This is a genomic window from Gemmatimonadota bacterium (assembly GCA_041390125.1).
In the GTDB taxonomy this organism is placed as follows: Bacteria; Gemmatimonadota; Gemmatimonadetes; order Longimicrobiales; family Gaopeijiaceae; genus JAGQIF01.
The window spans coordinates 140,218-155,664 of sequence record JAWKQN010000005.1 but is presented as its reverse complement, the minus strand read 5'-3'; the positions used below and the strand labels follow the sequence as shown (position 1 = coordinate 155,664).

At 72.1% G+C, this 15,447-nt stretch carries 11 protein-coding genes; 5 read left to right on the top strand and 6 right to left on the bottom strand.

Going from position 1 to position 15,447, the window contains the following annotated elements; all coding sequences use genetic code 11:
• Positions 1-80: 80 nt before the first annotated feature.
• Positions 81-698 carry a superoxide dismutase gene (locus R3E98_05555; protein ID MEZ4422853.1) on the bottom strand — a complete coding sequence of 206 codons (618 nt, stop codon included), beginning with the start codon at positions 696-698 and terminating at the stop codon, positions 81-83.
• A gap of 126 nt (positions 699-824) precedes the next feature.
• Between R3E98_05555 and R3E98_05550 the strand changes: the two genes are divergently transcribed.
• Both R3E98_05550 and R3E98_05545 read left to right on the top strand, forming a co-directional pair.
• Entirely contained in the window at positions 825-2,063 is a 1,239-nt protein-coding gene (locus R3E98_05550; protein ID MEZ4422852.1) for a DNA polymerase IV, read from the top strand.
• Positions 2,060-2,884, top strand: coding sequence for a BtpA/SgcQ family protein (locus R3E98_05545; protein MEZ4422851.1), 825 nt, complete (start codon positions 2,060-2,062; stop codon positions 2,882-2,884). Before R3E98_05550 ends, R3E98_05545 begins: the two co-directional genes overlap by 4 nt.
• Here the strand turns inward: R3E98_05545 and R3E98_05540 are convergent.
• The 3 genes from R3E98_05540 to R3E98_05530 all read right to left on the bottom strand — a co-directional run bounded on the left by R3E98_05540 (position 2,877) and on the right by R3E98_05530 (position 6,919).
• Positions 2,877-3,983, bottom strand: a complete 1,107-nt coding sequence (locus R3E98_05540) for an HD domain-containing protein (protein ID MEZ4422850.1) — start codon at positions 3,981-3,983, stop codon at positions 2,877-2,879. The genes R3E98_05545 and R3E98_05540 overlap by 8 nt on opposite strands.
• 725 nt (positions 3,984-4,708) lie before the next feature.
• Positions 4,709-5,191 carry a DUF4399 domain-containing protein gene (locus R3E98_05535; GenBank protein MEZ4422849.1) on the bottom strand — a complete coding sequence of 161 codons (483 nt, stop codon included), beginning with the start codon at positions 5,189-5,191 and terminating at the stop codon, positions 4,709-4,711.
• A 3-nt stretch (positions 5,192-5,194) separates the two neighbouring features.
• On the bottom strand, positions 5,195-6,919 hold the full coding sequence (locus R3E98_05530) for a sodium:alanine symporter family protein (protein ID MEZ4422848.1): 1,725 nt from the start codon (positions 6,917-6,919) through the stop codon (positions 5,195-5,197).
• 213 nt (positions 6,920-7,132) lie between these two features.
• Here R3E98_05530 and R3E98_05525 point away from each other — a divergent pair, with 213 nt between their 5' ends.
• The 3 genes from R3E98_05525 (at position 7,133) to R3E98_05515 (ending at position 13,525) form a co-directional block, all read left to right on the top strand.
• Complete coding sequence (locus tag R3E98_05525; protein MEZ4422847.1) at positions 7,133-8,272, top strand: hypothetical protein; 1,140 nt, start codon at positions 7,133-7,135, stop codon at positions 8,270-8,272.
• Between the two features lie 106 nt (positions 8,273-8,378).
• The gene (locus R3E98_05520; protein MEZ4422846.1) at positions 8,379-10,922 is read left to right on the top strand and encodes a BamA/TamA family outer membrane protein; all 2,544 of its coding nucleotides are present in this window, start codon (positions 8,379-8,381) and stop codon (positions 10,920-10,922) included.
• Positions 10,919-13,525 carry a hypothetical protein gene (locus R3E98_05515; protein ID MEZ4422845.1) on the top strand — a complete coding sequence of 869 codons (2,607 nt, stop codon included), beginning with the start codon at positions 10,919-10,921 and terminating at the stop codon, positions 13,523-13,525. Before R3E98_05520 ends, R3E98_05515 begins: the two co-directional genes overlap by 4 nt.
• A 37-nt stretch (positions 13,526-13,562) precedes the next feature.
• Here the strand turns inward: R3E98_05515 and R3E98_05510 are convergent, their stop codons facing one another.
• Both R3E98_05510 and R3E98_05505 read right to left on the bottom strand, forming a co-directional pair.
• The gene (locus R3E98_05510; protein MEZ4422844.1) at positions 13,563-14,846 is read right to left on the bottom strand and encodes a glycosyltransferase; all 1,284 of its coding nucleotides are present in this window, start codon (positions 14,844-14,846) and stop codon (positions 13,563-13,565) included.
• The gene (locus tag R3E98_05505) at positions 14,843-15,115 is read right to left on the bottom strand and encodes a DUF3303 family protein (protein MEZ4422843.1); all 273 of its coding nucleotides are present in this window, start codon (positions 15,113-15,115) and stop codon (positions 14,843-14,845) included. Before R3E98_05505 ends, R3E98_05510 begins: the two co-directional genes overlap by 4 nt.
• Positions 15,116-15,447 lie beyond the last annotated feature (332 nt).

Genomic DNA, 15,447 nt, shown 5'->3' with positions numbered 1-15,447 from the left:
CGGGAGCGCGATCGGCACTCCCGCCCGAGCGTCAGCGGTCCTCCGCGGGGTGCGGCCGCGCATCCCGCGCGGGGCGGATCCTACCGGGCCTTGGTGTAGGCGTCCCCCACCACGTCCCAGTTGACGACGTTCCAGAACGCGTCCAGGTAGTCCGGCCGGCGGTTCTGGTACTTGAGGTAGTAGGCGTGCTCCCACACGTCGACGCCCAGGATGGGCGTGTGGCCCTCCATGAGCGGGCTGTCCTGGTTGGCGGTGGAGTAGATCTCCAGCGCGCCGCCGTCCCCGAGCACCAGCCAGCCCCATCCCGATCCGAAGCGGCCGCCCGCCGCCGCCTTGAAGCGGGTCTTGAATTCGTCGAACGAGCCGAAGGTGGAGTCGAGCGCCTCCTTCAGCCCACCCGTCGGGCTGGAGGCGCCACCCGGCGTCATGAGCTGCCAGAACATCGCGTGGTTGACGAAGCCGCCGCCGTTGTTGCGCACCGCCGTGCGGATCTCCTCCGGGACCGAGCCCAGGTCGCGCAGGATCTCCTCTGCCGACTTGCCGTGCAGAGCGGAGTGCTTCTCCAGGGCGGAGTTCAGGTTGTTCGTGTAGCCCTGGTGGTGCTTCCCGTGGTGGATCTCCATCGTACGCGCGTCGATGTGGGGCTCGAGCGCATCGTAGGCATAGCCGAGGTCGGGGAGCTTGAAGGGATACGGCATATTCGCAGACCTCCCGGTGGCGGTGGTGGTGGGACGGCTCCCGGCGGGACCCGTGGTGGGGCGGTACCCCCTTCCCTACCTTCCGGTCCGAGCCGCCGACCCCCTTCGAGGCCCCGCGCTCCGACCATGACCGCCCTGCCCCGACGCATCCTGCACGTGGACTGCGACATGTTCTACGTGCAGGTGGCGCAGCTGCTCGATCCCGAGGGCGCGGGCCGCAAGACGCACCTGATCGTGGGGGGTACGCCGGGGGGCCGGGGCGTGGTGACATCGGCCTCGTACCCGGTGCGTGGGTTCGGAGTGCGCTCGGGCATGCCGACCGGACAGGCCCTGCGCCTGTGTCCGCAGGCCACCGTGGTCCCCGTTCCGCGAGGTGCCTGCCTCGAGCGATCGCACCGGGTGCGCGACGCGTTGACGGACGTCGCTCCGGTGGTGCAGGCGGCGTCGATCGACGAATTCTACCTGGACCTGAGCGGCACGGAGCGCCTGCCCGGGTACGCAGACCTCGACGCGTTGGCGCACTCGCTGAGGGCGGCCGTGCACGCCCGCTCGGAGATCTCGGTCTCCGTGGGGGGCGGAACCACGCGGATCGTGGCCAAGCTCGCCACCTCGCTCGCCAAGCCCGGAGGCGTGCACGTGGTCGCGCCGGGTTCGGAAGGCGAGTTCATGCGCCGCTTCGACCTCGCCGCCATCCCCGGGGTCGGGCCCACGCTGGCCGCCGCGCTCGCACGCCGCGGTCTCGTCACCGTGGCGGAGGCGCTGGAGGTGGAGGAGGTGTGGCTGCAGCGCTGGTTCGGGGACGCCCGCGGCGCCTGGCTCCACCGCCGCATCCGCGGTGAGGATGGCTCGACGGTCGACCCCGACGAGCCGCGCAAGTCGATCAGCTCCGAACGGACCTTCCTGTCCGACCTGGATGCCGACGACCTGCTGGAGGAGCACCTCTTCAAGCTGGCCATCGCCGTCGGCGGTTCGCTCCGGAAGGCCGGGCTGCGCACCCGCACGGTGACCGTGAAACTCCGTGACGCCGACTTCACCACGCGCACGGCCGCGCGCACGCTTCCCGAACCCGTCGAATCCGACGGCGCCCTGTACCGGGTGGGTCGCGAGCTCCTGGAGTCGCTGCGGCGCAAGCGCCGCCGTCCGGCGCGCCTGCTCGGCGTGGGTGTCTCGGGGCTGGCGCCCGCCGTCGAGACCCGGCAGCTCGAGTTCTTCGGCACCAGGGGTCGGGTGGAGGGGGAGCGCGAGCGACGGCTCGGACAGGCCGTCGATCGTCTGCGGGCACGGTTCGGGGAGGCGGCGGTCCTGCCCGGCCGGATCACGTCCTCGAGACCACGCGACGACGACCTCGACGGGAGGACCCGATGAATCACGCGAGCGCACGCATCGACCTGCCGCGGCTCTTCGGCGTCACCCGCCCCCTCGTGGGGATGATCCACCTCCCCCCACTGCCGGGGGCACCAGGCGCGGCCCCGACGCCCGGGCCCGCGCTCGAACGCGCGCTCTCGGACCTGTCTGCGTTGGAGAAAGGGGGCGTGGACGCGGTCCTGGTGGAGAACTACGGGGACGCCCCCTTCCAACCCCGGCGGGTCCCTCGCCTGACCCTCGCCGCGCTGACGCGCATCGTCGCGGCGGTGGTCGAGCGGAGCGCGCGACCCGTGGGCGTCAACGTGCTGCGCAACGACGCGCACTCGGCGCTGGCCATCGCCGCGGCGACCGGCGCCCGCTTCATCCGCGTGAACGTGCACGTGGGCGCGATGGTCACCGACCAAGGTTGGATCGAAGGGCGCGCCCACCACACCGTGCGCATGCGTGACCGCACCGCGCCCGCTGTGGCCATCCTCGCGGACGTGTTCGTCAAGCACGCGGTGCCGCCCCCGGGTCTCACGCTGGAACGCGCGGCCGCCGATACCTGGGAGCGCGGTCACGCCGACGCCCTGGTGCTGTCCGGCAGCGCCACCGGCATAGGCGCCGATCCGGGCGACCTCGATCGTCTGCGCGCCGCCGTCCCCGGCGCCCCGATCTGGCTGGGGAGCGGGCTGTCGACGCAGTCCGCCGCGGACTGGGTGCCCCGGATCGACGGCGCGATCGTGGGGAGCGCGCTGCAGCAAGGCGGCCGGGCCGGGGCGCCGGTGGAACGGTCGCGGGTCGCGTCCCTGCGCGAGGCGTGGGACGCAGCGCTCAGGTGAGCGTGGGGTCGAGCCCGGGCCGATCGGACTCGTAGAGCGCGGCAGCGCGGCCGTCCGCCCAGAGGCCCAGCAGCGCGTCGACCACGGCGGGATCGAACGCCCCGCCCCGTTCCTCCCGCAGCAGCGAGAGGCCCTCCGCGAGATCCTCGGGGGTGCCCCGCGCGTGCGCCACCGCATCGAACAGGTCGGCCACGGCGACGATCCGCGCCTCCAACGGGATCTCCTCGCCCGACAACCCGCGCGGGTAGCCGGTCCCATCCCAGCGCTCGTGGTGGCTCCAGGCGATCTCGGCCGCCAGGTCCGTCACCGGATGCCCCATCCCACGCAGGACCTCCGCCCCCATGGCGGCATGGAGCTTCATCAGGCCGAACGCCTCGGGGGCCAGCGGCTCCGGATCGAGCAGCACCGCGTCCGGGATCATCATCTTGCCGAAGTCGTGCAGGGGAGCCGCATGCCTGAGCAGGCGCGCGCGGTCCCCCTCGAAGCCGAGGGCCATCCCGATGAGCGCGGCCAACGCACCCACGCGCTCGACGTGCAGGCCACTCGGATCGACGCGGAATTCGGCGGCACGCGCCATCCGGTGCAGCAGCTCGATCTCGACCGGAGCCGTGCCCAGCCCTCCCGAGATGGCCTCTTCCTCGACCGTGCGTTCCCGTGCCCCGAGCGAGTGGCGCAGCAGGAGCTGGCAGCGGACGGCGAAGCCGAGCAGCCGCTCCTCCACCGGCGAGCGGAGCACGGAGCCGAAGGGTCGGGTCCCCTGGGGAAGGCCCTCCCCGTCCCTGGGGAGGATCCCGACGCGCGACGGGGGCGGACGCTGGGACGCCGCAGAGGCAGCGCCCCGGATCCAGGCGTCGACGTCGGCCGCGGGCGCGCCGAGATCCACGACCAGGACGTCGCAAGGAGCGATGCTGGGGCCGGGCCCGACAAGCGGCACCGCGTTGGCGAACCCCTCGCTGCGCAAGGCGTCGACCAGGCGGGAGCGCAGCGCGTCCTCGTGTGAGGCGACCGCGATGCGGGCCTCGCGGATCGAGCGGTCGAGGGCGGCCGGTCCCTCGCTGGGCGATCCGTCGTCCATACGGTGCAGCGAATAGAAATCCATCGCGCCAGGATGGAGTTTGGCGAGACGAAATGCAACGGACAGGGACGCGGACGCGGGGGCCTGCACCCCGGAGCCCCTGCTCGGGGCCGCTCGCCGTACCGGTGTCGTTGCGTTCCTCGGCTCGCTGCGCGGATGCGGGGCGTCGGGTCGCTCGCGTCTGCGCGACACGGGGTGCCCCGCATCCGAGCCCCCGTTCCGGGGCTCCGGGGTGCACGCCCCCGCCGGCCGGATGGGTGGGACACGGTGGACGGTCAGGCCGTTCGTGGTCGGGCCGTCCGGGTCGGGCCGTCCGGGAGCGGCCGCCCCGGACGCGAGGATGTCGGAGACGTTCACGGCGTCAGCGGCCGCGAGGCCACCCGGACCGCGAGGCCCCCGCGGTGCCGCAAGACCGCTCCGGCCTGCCCGTCCTCCCGCAAAGCCCACACACCAGGACGGCAGATCCACCAGGGACGCAGGCCGCCCGCAGGGCGGCCGCCCGTCCCGCTGGCCTGAGCCGGCCGCCACCGGGCGCCCGCGCGCGGGGGCTCGGATGCGGGGCGCCCCGCAACGAGCAGCCGCACCGATCCCGACGCCCCGCATCCGCGCAGCGAGCCGAAGCAGGGAAAGACACCGGTACGGCGAGCGACCCCGCGCGGGGGCTCCCGGTGGCGGCCGGCTCGCTCCGCCTACGGCCGGGCCGTCCCCCTCACCCGGTCTGCGGTCCCCGCTCTGCCGTCACCCCGCCCTCAACGCACCGTCACGTGGATGGTGTCGACCACCAGGGGCTCCAGCGGCACATGGGCGAAGTCGGCCACGACCGCGATCAGCCGGTACTCGCCGGGCGCCAGGCCCTCGACCATGGTCTCGGGCTGGGCCTGACCCATGTGGATGTAGCCTTCCGTGGACGGGATGGGCTGGCCGCTGGGTGGGATGTCGTGATCGATCAGCAGGTGGTGGTGACCCGAGCGAGGCTGATCCGTCCCGGCCGGGACGAGCGTCAGCCCCTCCACCTCGAACGCGACCCGGAACGGGCCCTCCAGCGTGGCGCCCTCCGCCGGCTCGGTGATCCGCACCGTCATGGGCGCCTCCGCCTCGGGCGCCCCACCCGCCATGCCGTCCGCCCCGGGCTCGGCCTGCTCGGCGCCTCCACACGCGAGGAGCGCCATTCCCACCATCATCGTCAACGGCGTCGCGAACCGCCGGGTCTTCTTCATCGAGTCCGTCGTCATCCCTTATCTCCCTGCTCGGGCACGGTGCACTTCCTCTTGCTGGATGTAGGGCTTCCGTTCGAAGTAGCTGTCCGTCATCTCCTTCACCTTCCCCGCCAACAACGCCAGCGCGATCAGGTTGGGCCAGATGACGATCGCGAGAAAGATATCACCGAGGTCCCACACCACCGTCAGCGGAAGGACCGCACCGACGAAGTGCATCACGACGAACGCCATCTTGTACGGGAGGATCGCCTTCGCGCCGAACAGGTAGTTGGCGCAGCGGTCGCCGTAGTAGCTCCACGAGATGGCGGTGGAGATGGCGAACATCAGCACCGAGATGACCACGATCATCTGGCCGACACCCGCCATCCCGCCGAACCCGCGGCGGAACGCCTCCAACGTCAGCGGCGCGCCGTTCTCGGCGGCCAGACCGTACAGCAACGTGTAGGTCGTGCCGTCACTGGCCTCCGCCACGCCTTCCGCGGTGCGCAACACACCCGTGAACGGCTGCGTGCGCTCTGCGTCGATGAACAGCTCTTCGACCGGCGCCTCGTGCCAGGCCACCAGCGCGGCTCCGAGCCCGGTCTCCACGTGGCGACCGTCTTCGAAGCGGAGCTCGGCGGGAGGCTGCGTGCGGGTGAACCGGCCGCTCTCGTCCGCGGTGCGATAGGTGAGATCGCCCCCGATGAGGGCCACCTGGGTGGGAATCCGGTCGTTCCAGACGCCGGTCATGATCACCACGAGCCCGGTCATGGTGCAGATCACGATCGTGTCGATGAACGGCTCGAGCAGCGCCACCACGCCCTCGGAGACCGGCTCGGGGGTCTTGGCCGCGGCGTGCGCGATGGGCGCGGACCCCTGACCCGCTTCGTTGGAGAAGAGCCCGCGGCGCACGCCCCACATCATCGTGACGAGGATGGCGCCCATGCCGGTACCGGCCACGCCCGCCGTCGGGTTGAACGCCTCACGGAAGATCAGACCGAACGTGGGGAGCAGCTGGCCCAGATTCGTCAGGATGATGTAGAGCGCGCCCAGGACGTACAGGCCGGCCATCACGGGGGCGAGGATGCCCGTCACCCGGCCGATGCGGTGGATGCCCCCGAGGATGACCGCCCCGACCAACGCGGAGGTCACCAGCCCGGTGATCCAGGGTGCCACCCCGAACACCGTCTCCATGTTGTCGGCCACGGTGTTGGCCTGCACGGCGTTGCCGGTGAGGAAGGCGGTGATGCCCAGCATGAACGCGAAGAACAAGGCCATCCAGCGCCACTTGGGCCCGAGGCCGCGCTCGATGTAGTACATGGGGCCGCCGGACACCGTGCCGGCCCAGCCACCCTCCGTCTCGGCGGTGCGGTAGCGCTGCGCCAGCGTGACCTCGGTGTACTTGGTGGCCATTCCCAGGAACGCCGTCACCCACATCCAGAAGAGCGCGCCCGGACCGCCCCAGTGGATGGCCACGGCCACCCCGGCGATGTTCCCGATCCCCACCGTGGCGGACAGCGCGGTGGTCAGGGCCTGGAAGTGGCTGACGTCCCCCTCGTCGTCGGGGTTGTCATACCTTCCCGTGGTCACGGCGAAGCCGTGCCCGAGGCGACGCAGCTGGACGAACCCCAACCGCACCGTGAGGTAGAAGCCCACGCCCAGGAGGACGATCACCATGAACGGGATCGTCTCGCCTCCGACCGGGATGCCCAGCTCCACGATGTACCGGTTGCCCAGGGCGGACAGCTGCCGGATCAGATCCATGCCTTGCCTCGACGTGACGGATGCGGTGCGAGCCGCGAGGAGACCGACCGCTACAGCGGGCGGCGTGAGGGGTGCGGCCAGTTTAGACCGCCCTTCCCCGCCCTGCCAGGGTCGACAGCGCCCCGGCCCGGAACGCGCGAGGCGAAACCGTGCGGGAGGACATGGCGTAGTCGGCCGTGCGGTCCGGTCCACCCGCAGCCCACAGGAGCCTCGATGAGCGCCCGCTTGCGTCGTCCCGCGCTGGTCATCGCCCTCGGGGCGCTCCTCTGCCCCGGTCTGCTCTCCGCCCAGCGCGCCCGTTCGGACGATCCGGACGCGCGCGGCCTCAAGCTGGCCCTCGGCGATTGGGGCATCGGGATCGGAGACGTCCCTCGTCTGAACGGCCTCCGGATCAACTTCACCGACGACGACATCGAGCGCGTCAACGGGGTCAATCTCACCCTCTGGAAGCCCCACGAGCCGGTCGGTGGCACCGTGACCGGGCTCTCGATCGGGTTGGTGGCTCCTTCGGCCGACCGGTTGCGCGGCGTCACGGTGGGCCTGCTGGCGCCGGTGGCCGAGCGCGCCATCGAGGGCATCAACGTGGGCGGCCTGGCCGTGGTCTCCACGGGCGTCATCCGGGGCGCCAGCGCCGCCGGGCTCGCGCTGGTGGCCGAGGATGCGATCCGGGGCGTGGGCCTGGCCGGGCTGGCCGTGGTGTCGGAAGGCGACGTGTACGGCAGCCACGTGGCCGGTCTGGCCGTCGTCAGCCAGGGCGAGGTCCAGGGCGCGCATGCGGGCGGTCTGGCGCTGGTCAGCGAAGGCACCATCCGGGGCCTCGGCCTCGGCGGTCTGGCGGTCGTCACCCAGGGAGGGATCGACGGCGCGGTCGCCGGCGGTCTGGCCACGGTCGCCTCGGGTGACGTGCAGGGAGCCGCGGCGGGCGGCCTGGCGGTCGTGGCCGACGGGGATGTCCGCGGTGTGGCGGCAGCGGGGCTGGCCGTCGTGGCCTCCCGTGACTTCACGGGGTTCGGGCTGGGCGGCCTGGCCGTGGTCTCGGGAGGCAACCTGGACGGGATCGCCCTTGCCGGTCTGGCGGTGGACGTCGAGAACCGCCTGCGCGGCTTCGCCACCACCGCCTACAAGGTGAAGGCCTACGAAGTCACGGGCGCCGCGCTCACCGTGGGCTGGAACGACCTGCAGCGCCTGAACGGCCTGGGCGTCGGTGCCTACAACCGCATCGGGTACCAGACCGGCATCAGCATCGGCCTGTACAATTCGGCGGAGGTCCTGCATGGCGTGCAGATCGGGCTGCTGAATCGCGCCGACAACGCACGCTTCCGGTACCTGCCGCTCGTGAACGCGCGCTTCTGACCCGCCGGTGACGGCGGGCGGCATCCGGAGCCGGAGGCGCGGCGTGCGCCGGACCGGCAGGACCGCTCGGCTCGCCAGACGGGGCCCGGCACGCCATCCTCCCTCGATGCGCTCCCTCCGTCACCTCCCGACCCTGATCCTGCTGGCCGCCGGCGCTGCGCCGCCCGTGGCATACGCGCAATCGCCTCCTGACACCGTCCGGGTGCGGCTCACCGACTATTCGGCGGGACCCGTCCACCGGTTCGTGCTGGGTGATCTGAACCGGCGGCTCTGGTCCGTACCGGTGGAAGCGGCCCCGCTCGACCTCGACACCTTCGCCGGCGGCCTCACTCCGATCCGTCGCGGTGGCGGTCTGCAGACCCGCTCGCTCCGGCTCCAGTCGGCGGACGGACCCGTCTACACCTTCCGCTCCATCGAGAAGGACGCCACGCAGGGCCTCGATCCGCAGCTGCGCAACACCCTGGCGGCCACCGTGCTGCAGGATCAGATCGGAGCCCTGTTCCCCCTGTCGGCGATGGTGGTGGCCCCCCTGCTGGACGCGGCGGGCGTGCTGCACGCCGATCCGCGCCTGGTGGTGATGCCCGACAGCCCCCGGCTGGGCGAGTTCCAGCGGGACTTCGCCGGGATGGTCGGCTGGATCGAGGTGCGTCCGGACGAGGGCCAGGACGGTGAACCTGCCTTCGCGGGCGCGGAGCGCGTGGTGTCGACGCCGACGTTCCTGGAGCGACTCGAAGAGGAGCCGGAGCAGCGGGTGGACGCATCGGCCTTCCTGCGGGCTCGCCTGCTCGATCTCTTCGTCGGGGACTGGGACCGTCATCCCGACCAGTGGCGCTGGGCGGCGTTCGCGGAGTCCGGGGGCGTCACGCGCTGGTACCCGATCCCCCGCGATCGCGACTGGGCGCTCAATGCCATCGACGGTGTGGTCTGGAGCCTGGTCCGACGCGTGATCCCTCAATACGTCGGCTTCGGGCCGGAGTACACGTCCGTGTTCGGCACCGTCTGGAACGGACGCGCCCTCGATCGTCGGCTGCTGTCCGGCCTGTCGTGGGCCGCGTGGGAAGCCGAGGTCGCCGATCTGCAGGCGACCCTGGCCGATCCCGTCCTCGACGCCGCGGTCGCGCGCCTCCCTCCCGCTTTCGAAGCCGCCGCCGGTGACGCGCTGCGCCAGGCTCTGCGCAGTCGGCGCGACGCTCTCCCGGACGCGGCCCGGGCGTACTACGCGATCCTGGCCGGGTGGGTCGACGTGTTCCTCACGGACGAGCCGGAGCGGATCGAGGTTGCGCGCCTCGCGGACGGCTCGGTGCGCGCGCGCGCACGCAGGCGGGAGGGTTCCGACGCCACCTGGCACTTCGAGCGCACGTTCCGGCCGACCGAGACGCGGGAGATCCGACTCTACCTGCAGGGAGACGACGACCTCGTGGAGGTGGACGGTGCGCCGGACGGGCCCATCGCGATCCGCGTGATCGGGGGTGGGGGCGACGACGCCTTCAGGGACGAAACGTCGGGGTCGGGCGTCGCGTTCTACGACCACCGGGGCGACAACCGCTTCGAGCGCGCCGAGCGCACGCACGTGCAGGAAGCCGACTACGACGAGCCCGACGATACCGAGAGCGCCACCCACCAGGCACGGGCCCGTGACTGGGGACAACGGACCCTGCTCTACCCGCGCCTCGGTGCGAACCGCGACGTGGGGGCGTACCTGGGGCAGACGCTCCTGTGGAGTCGCTACGGCTTCCGCCGCTTTCCGTGGGCGCACCGGCTCGAGCTCCAGACCGTGTTGAACCCCGTGAATTTCGGATTCCAGGCGGGTGCCACGTGGCGGATGAACCTGAGCACCCACGGCACGCGCGAGTGGGTGACCACGGTGGACGCCGCGAGTCGCGAGATCCGCTACTGGCACGGGACGGGCAACGCGTCGCTGCTGACCGGTGATGCGGAGTTCCACCGCGCGGATCGGCGCACCGCCGCGGTGTTCACCGGCCTCCGTTGGCGGCGGCGGGAACGCGCGTCGGTGGAGGTCGGGATCGGCGCCCGCCACTCGTCGCCGATCCGGTCGGACGAGCCCCGGCTCGTCCAGCGCGACGAGCCCTACGGCTTCGGCACCACCGCACAGGTGGGCCTGCGGGCCCGCATCGAGGTGGACGGCCGCGACCACCCGCTCGCTCCGCGCCACGGCTACACGGTCCGGATCGCAGGCGAGGCCACTCCGTCCGCGCTGGACGTCACCGACGGCTACCTGCGGGTCACGGGCGAGGTCACCGGGACCGCTGCGGCCGGACCGTTGGTGGGCACAGCGTATCTGCAGCTCGCGACCCTCTCGGGCCCGGCGCCGTGGTTCGACCGGCCCACGCTCGGCGGACAGCGCTCGCTTCGCGGTTTCCGCCAGGATCGCTTCCTCGGCGATGACACGCAGTTGGTGGGCCTCGAGCTGCGCACACCGCTGGTCCCGATCTTCCTCCTCTTCCCCGGCACGCTCGGGGTCAGCGCCTTCGCGGAGACGGGCCGGGTGGAGGGAGGGGCGCGCTGGCACGCCTCGTACGGCGGTGGGCTGTGGGCATCCCTGGTGAGCCCCGACTACACGCTGAGCACCACGCTGGCCCGGTCGCGGGAATCGACGCGGTACTACGTGGGGCTGGGCTTCCAACGATGACGCACGCGTGGCGACGGCGAGCGCTGGCGCTCTGGCCCTGGGCCCTCGCGTGGGCCGCGCTGCTGCGCCCGGGCCGCATGGACGCACAGACGGACCTGCCCCGCACACCCGGTGCCCCGGGCGATACCGTGGTGGCGACGCCCGGTGCGCGCTATGCCGGAGGCACCTTCCGGCGCTGGATGCTGGGCGATCACTACCGCGACCTGTGGACCACGCCGGTCCGGGTGCCTGTGCTCGATCTGGCGACGTTCGCGGGCGGCCTGGACCCCGAGCGGAGCCACGTGGGCAGCCAGACGACCTCCCTGCGCCTCCAGGGCCGCGACGGCCGTACCTACCAGTTCCGCAGCGTCTTCAAGACTCCGGCCGCGCGTCTGCGTCCCGATCTGCAGGGCACGCTGGTCGCCGATATCCTGCAGGACGGCGCGAGCGCCTCCCATCCGGCCGGCGCCCTGGTGGTGGCGCCCCTCCTCGAGCGCACCCGGGTCCTGCACGCAACCCCTCGCCTGGTCGTCATGCCGGACGATGTCCGCCTCGGAGAGTTCCGCAGCGCCTTCGCCGGGGTGCTCGGATGGATCGAGGAGCGCCCCGACGAAGCGGACGACGAAGGCCGCGGCGGATTCGGGGTCGCGCTGCGGGTCATCTCGCCCGAGCGTCTCTTCGAACGCATCCAGGACGGTCCGGCCGACCAGGTCGACGTCCGCGGCTTCCTGGTCGCGCGCCTGGTGGACATCCTGATCGGCGACCGCGACCGACACCGCGACAATTGGCGCTGGGCGCTGCTCGACGAGTCGGGGCCCGTACGCTACTGGCAGCCCATCTCCCGCGACCACGACGAGGCATTCGTCAAGCTCGACGGCCTCGCGTTGAGCGTGGCCAAGCGGTACTACCCGCAGCTCACCAGCTTCGAGGCGGAGTTCGATCGACCGCTCAACCTGAACTGGCACGCGCGCGAGGTCGATCGTCGCTTCCTGGCGGGCGTGGATCGGGCCGGTTGGCGGGACGCGGCGCAGTGGGTGCAGGAGCGCCTGAGCGATTCCGTGCTGGTGGATGCGGTCCGACGGCTCCCCCCCGAGCTGTACGCGGTCGGCGGCAGCCGGCTCACGGCCGAGCTCCAGGCTCGGCGCGACGGTCTCGTGGACGAGGTGGAGCGCTACTACACGCTGCTGGCCGAGGAGGTGGAGGTCCACGCCACGGATGCCGACGAGGCGCTCGAGATCGAGCGCTTGGACGACCGGTTCGTGACGGTGCGCATCACTGCCGAGGGCTTCTCCGCACCCTGGTTCGAGAGGCGCTTCGACGCACGCGAGACGGAGGAGATCCGCGTCGCGCTCTGGGGCGGCGACGACCGCGCCATCATACGCGGGGGCGGCCGTGCCCCGATCCGGCTACGCGTGATCGGCGGTCGGGGGCGCGACGTCCTGACCGACTCCAGCGCGGCGGGTGGTGTGACGCTGTACGACGCGGGAAACGAGAGCGCGCTCGTGGCCGGTCCGGCGACGCGCCTGGACCGGCGCTCCTATCCCGAATGGATCGGGTCCGACACCGCCCGCTATCCGCCCCGCGACTGGGGACGGTGGATTCGCCCGCGACCGTTCGTGCGCGCAGGGCCGGACTTCGGGCTGCTCCTCGGAGGCGGCGTGCAGCGGACGCGCTATGGCTTCCGAAAGGATCCCTACGCCTCCGACATCTGGGTGCGCGGTGCGATCGCGCTCGGCGACGGATGGGGGCTGGTGGAGGCGACGGCGGATCTGCGGCGCGAGAATTCCCGCTCCGTGCTCGAGTTGGAGGCCCGCGCATCCGGAATCGACGTCCTCCGGCACTATGGGCTCGGCAACGCGACCACGGCCGACCAGGCCAGCGCCTTCTACAAGGTGGAGGTGAACGAGGGAGGCATGGAGGCCCGGATCGTGCACCCCCTCGGAATGCGCGCGACGGTGCGGGCCGGACCGTTCATCCGGTACACCTCCGCCGAGGCCGACGATGGGCCCCGGCTGTTCAACCAGATCGCGGATACCGTTTACGGCGCTGGCAGCTTCCTCTCGGCCGGGCTGCACGCGGCCGTCGATGTGTCGCTCCTGGACGATCCCACGTCGGGTCCGGGTCTGGCCCTCTCTGTCGATGGCCGCCTGCGACCGCGCGTCGGGGATGTGCAGGAGTCCTACGCCTCCGTGCAGGCCATCGCACGGGCGGCGCTGCAGCCCACTGCCGCGGGGTCCCGCCTACCCGCGTTGAGCGTCCGCGTCGGCCTCCACACGGTACACGGGCACTTCCCGTTCCAGGACGCGGCGCGACTCGGAGGCGGTAGAAACCTTCGCGGGCTCCCGTCGGACCGCTTTGCCGGGGACCGGGCGCTGTACGCCAACCTGGAGCTCCGACAGCCCGTCGCTCAGGTCGACGTCATCCTGCCTGCCGAGATCGGCATCTATGGCATCTGGGACGTGGGCCGCGTCTGGGTCGACGGTGCGTCCCCGGGCGGGTGGCACCAGGGCCGGGGCGGTGGCGTGTGGCTCGCGTTCCTGGATCGCGCCAATGCGCTCTCGCTCTCCGTGGTCCGGAGCGCCGAACGTACCGGGATCTACGCAGGCGTCGGGTTCGGGTTCTGAGGCGGCGGCAGGGTGCCACGGGGGTCGGGCGCGTCCGTCAGGGAGAGGTCGATCGACCGTGCGGGGCGACCACGCCTTCCAGGAGCCGGACGGCGGTGGTGGGGCCGTCCTCGGCGGCGACGGCGGTAGCGAGCTGTCGGGCACGTTGGTGCATGTCGGCGCCCAGCACCCAGCGGATGCGGGCCGCGAGGGGATCCGGGCGGAGGCGCGTGCGCGGCAAGGGGCGCGCTCCGACGCCGGCCCGCTGGAGGAGCGCGCCCCACGCGAACTGGTCGGAGATGTGAGGAACCACGACGGAGGGCACGCCCGCGTGCACGGTGGTCTGGGTGGTGCCTGCGCCGCCATGGTGGACCACTGCGGCGCAGCGCGGAAACAGCCGCGTGTGCGCGACGCGGCCCACGTGCAGTATATCGTCGGCGCCCTGCGCATCCTCCGCGTCGAGGTTCTGCAGGATGGCGCGTACGCCGGCCCGCCGCGCGGCGGCGATGAGGATGCCGGCCGTCTCGCGCCGGCCCGCCGGCGTCGGTGGCGCAAGGCTACCGAATCCCATGAACACCGGAGGCGGACCCGCATCCAGGAACCGCTCGACGGGCTCGGGAAGCGCCTCCACGTCGGCAGCCTCCGGCAGGGAGAAGAAGCCGGTCACGCGATGCCGCGGGTCCCAGTCCGCCGCGGGCGGGACGAGCGACGGGCTCACGGCCACGAGGTCCAGCAGACGGGAGTGCCAGGCATCCGTCATCGACGTGAGCGGCCGCAGACCGAGCCGGGCGCGATGGACGTTGACCGGCGGGAGGAACTCCATCCGGAGCGCCTGCCGAGCCAACCACCACCAGAAGCGGTTGCCCCACACGCCCAGGGCGGGGAGCCCGGTCGGCGGATAGGATGCGGACGGGATCATGTCCCCCGACAACGTGACGCTCACCTCGGGTACCCCCTCCGCCTTCGCGATGGAGCGGAGGGGATGGAGGAAGAAGTGGCCGACCACGACGTCGCTGTCCCGACAGAGCGCGTGGGACGCCGCGGCCATCTCGTCGAGGGCCGGCTCGAAGAGCCGGCGGCGGATCAGCTTCCCCTGCTCGAAGGCATTCCGGGCCTTCAGGAGCCGCTGTCCGATCTCCGAGAGCGCCTCCGGCGACGCCACCGGGGTCGCTACCGTACGGATGGGGACATCGAGCGCAGCGGCCACCGCATCGTACCGGCGGTCGTCGAGGTCCGTGACCACCAGCGAAGGGTCGTGCCCGGCGCGCCGCAGCGCAGCCGCAAGGGCCAGGAACGGTCGGATGTCCCCCTCCGACCCCCACGCCTGCAAGCCGACCCTCACGCCGTCCCCAGCGCCGCGGCCGCCGCGTCCGCCGCGTCCGTGGACGTCAGCACCCTGACGATCTCGAACTCGACCAAATCCGACCACTGCTGCATCCACTGCTCGAGCAGCGCGAGGTCGTCACACTCCATCACCTGCCAACAGCGGGCGAGATCGGTCCGCACCCAGCTCGCGACGTAGCGCAGGCCGTCGGGAAGCGCCCGTCCCTGCACCTGGACCCGCCGGTAGACCGCTGCGGCGTTCCCATCCCGGAAGTCCTCGACCACCATGTAGAGCACTGCGTTCCTCCTCGTGCGGCACGACGGGGGAATCTGGAGGGAGGCGAGCCGGTGGTGCCACGGGGGTGGGCATCCTCGGCCCCCTTCGCGGGGTCGCTCGCCGTGCCGGTGCGTTTGCGTTCGGTGGCTCGCTGCGCGGATGCGGGGCGGCTGCCTGCCCGACGCGCCACAGCCCGGGCCCCGCATCCGAGCCCCCGCGCCGGGGGCCGAGGATGCCCACCCCCGTCAGACCTTTGGGGGATCTGCGGAGTGACGGTCAGACCAGTGTGGGCCATGCCACGCCACACGCCGGAGCATCAGACCTCCCCCGCCTGACCCAGCCC

What these genes read in the sequence shown, in the direction of transcription:
- R3E98_05555 (MEZ4422853.1), bottom strand. Translation starts at nt 698, where the DNA reads ATGCCGTATCCCTTCAAGCTCCCCGACCTCGGCTATGCCTACGATGCG.
- R3E98_05550 (MEZ4422852.1), top strand. Translation starts at nt 825, where the DNA reads ATGACCGCCCTGCCCCGACGCATCCTGCACGTGGACTGCGACATGTTC.
- R3E98_05545 (MEZ4422851.1), top strand. Translation starts at nt 2,060, where the DNA reads ATGAATCACGCGAGCGCACGCATCGACCTGCCGCGGCTCTTCGGCGTC.
- R3E98_05540 (MEZ4422850.1), bottom strand. Translation starts at nt 3,983, where the DNA reads ATGGATTTCTATTCGCTGCACCGTATGGACGACGGATCGCCCAGCGAG.
- R3E98_05535 (MEZ4422849.1), bottom strand. Translation starts at nt 5,191, where the DNA reads ATGACGACGGACTCGATGAAGAAGACCCGGCGGTTCGCGACGCCGTTG.
- R3E98_05530 (MEZ4422848.1), bottom strand. Translation starts at nt 6,919, where the DNA reads ATGGATCTGATCCGGCAGCTGTCCGCCCTGGGCAACCGGTACATCGTG.
- R3E98_05525 (MEZ4422847.1), top strand. Translation starts at nt 7,133, where the DNA reads ATGAGCGCCCGCTTGCGTCGTCCCGCGCTGGTCATCGCCCTCGGGGCG.
- R3E98_05520 (MEZ4422846.1), top strand. Translation starts at nt 8,379, where the DNA reads ATGCGCTCCCTCCGTCACCTCCCGACCCTGATCCTGCTGGCCGCCGGC.
- R3E98_05515 (MEZ4422845.1), top strand. Translation starts at nt 10,919, where the DNA reads ATGACGCACGCGTGGCGACGGCGAGCGCTGGCGCTCTGGCCCTGGGCC.
- R3E98_05505 (MEZ4422843.1), bottom strand. Translation starts at nt 15,115, where the DNA reads ATGGTGGTCGAGGACTTCCGGGATGGGAACGCCGCAGCGGTCTACCGG.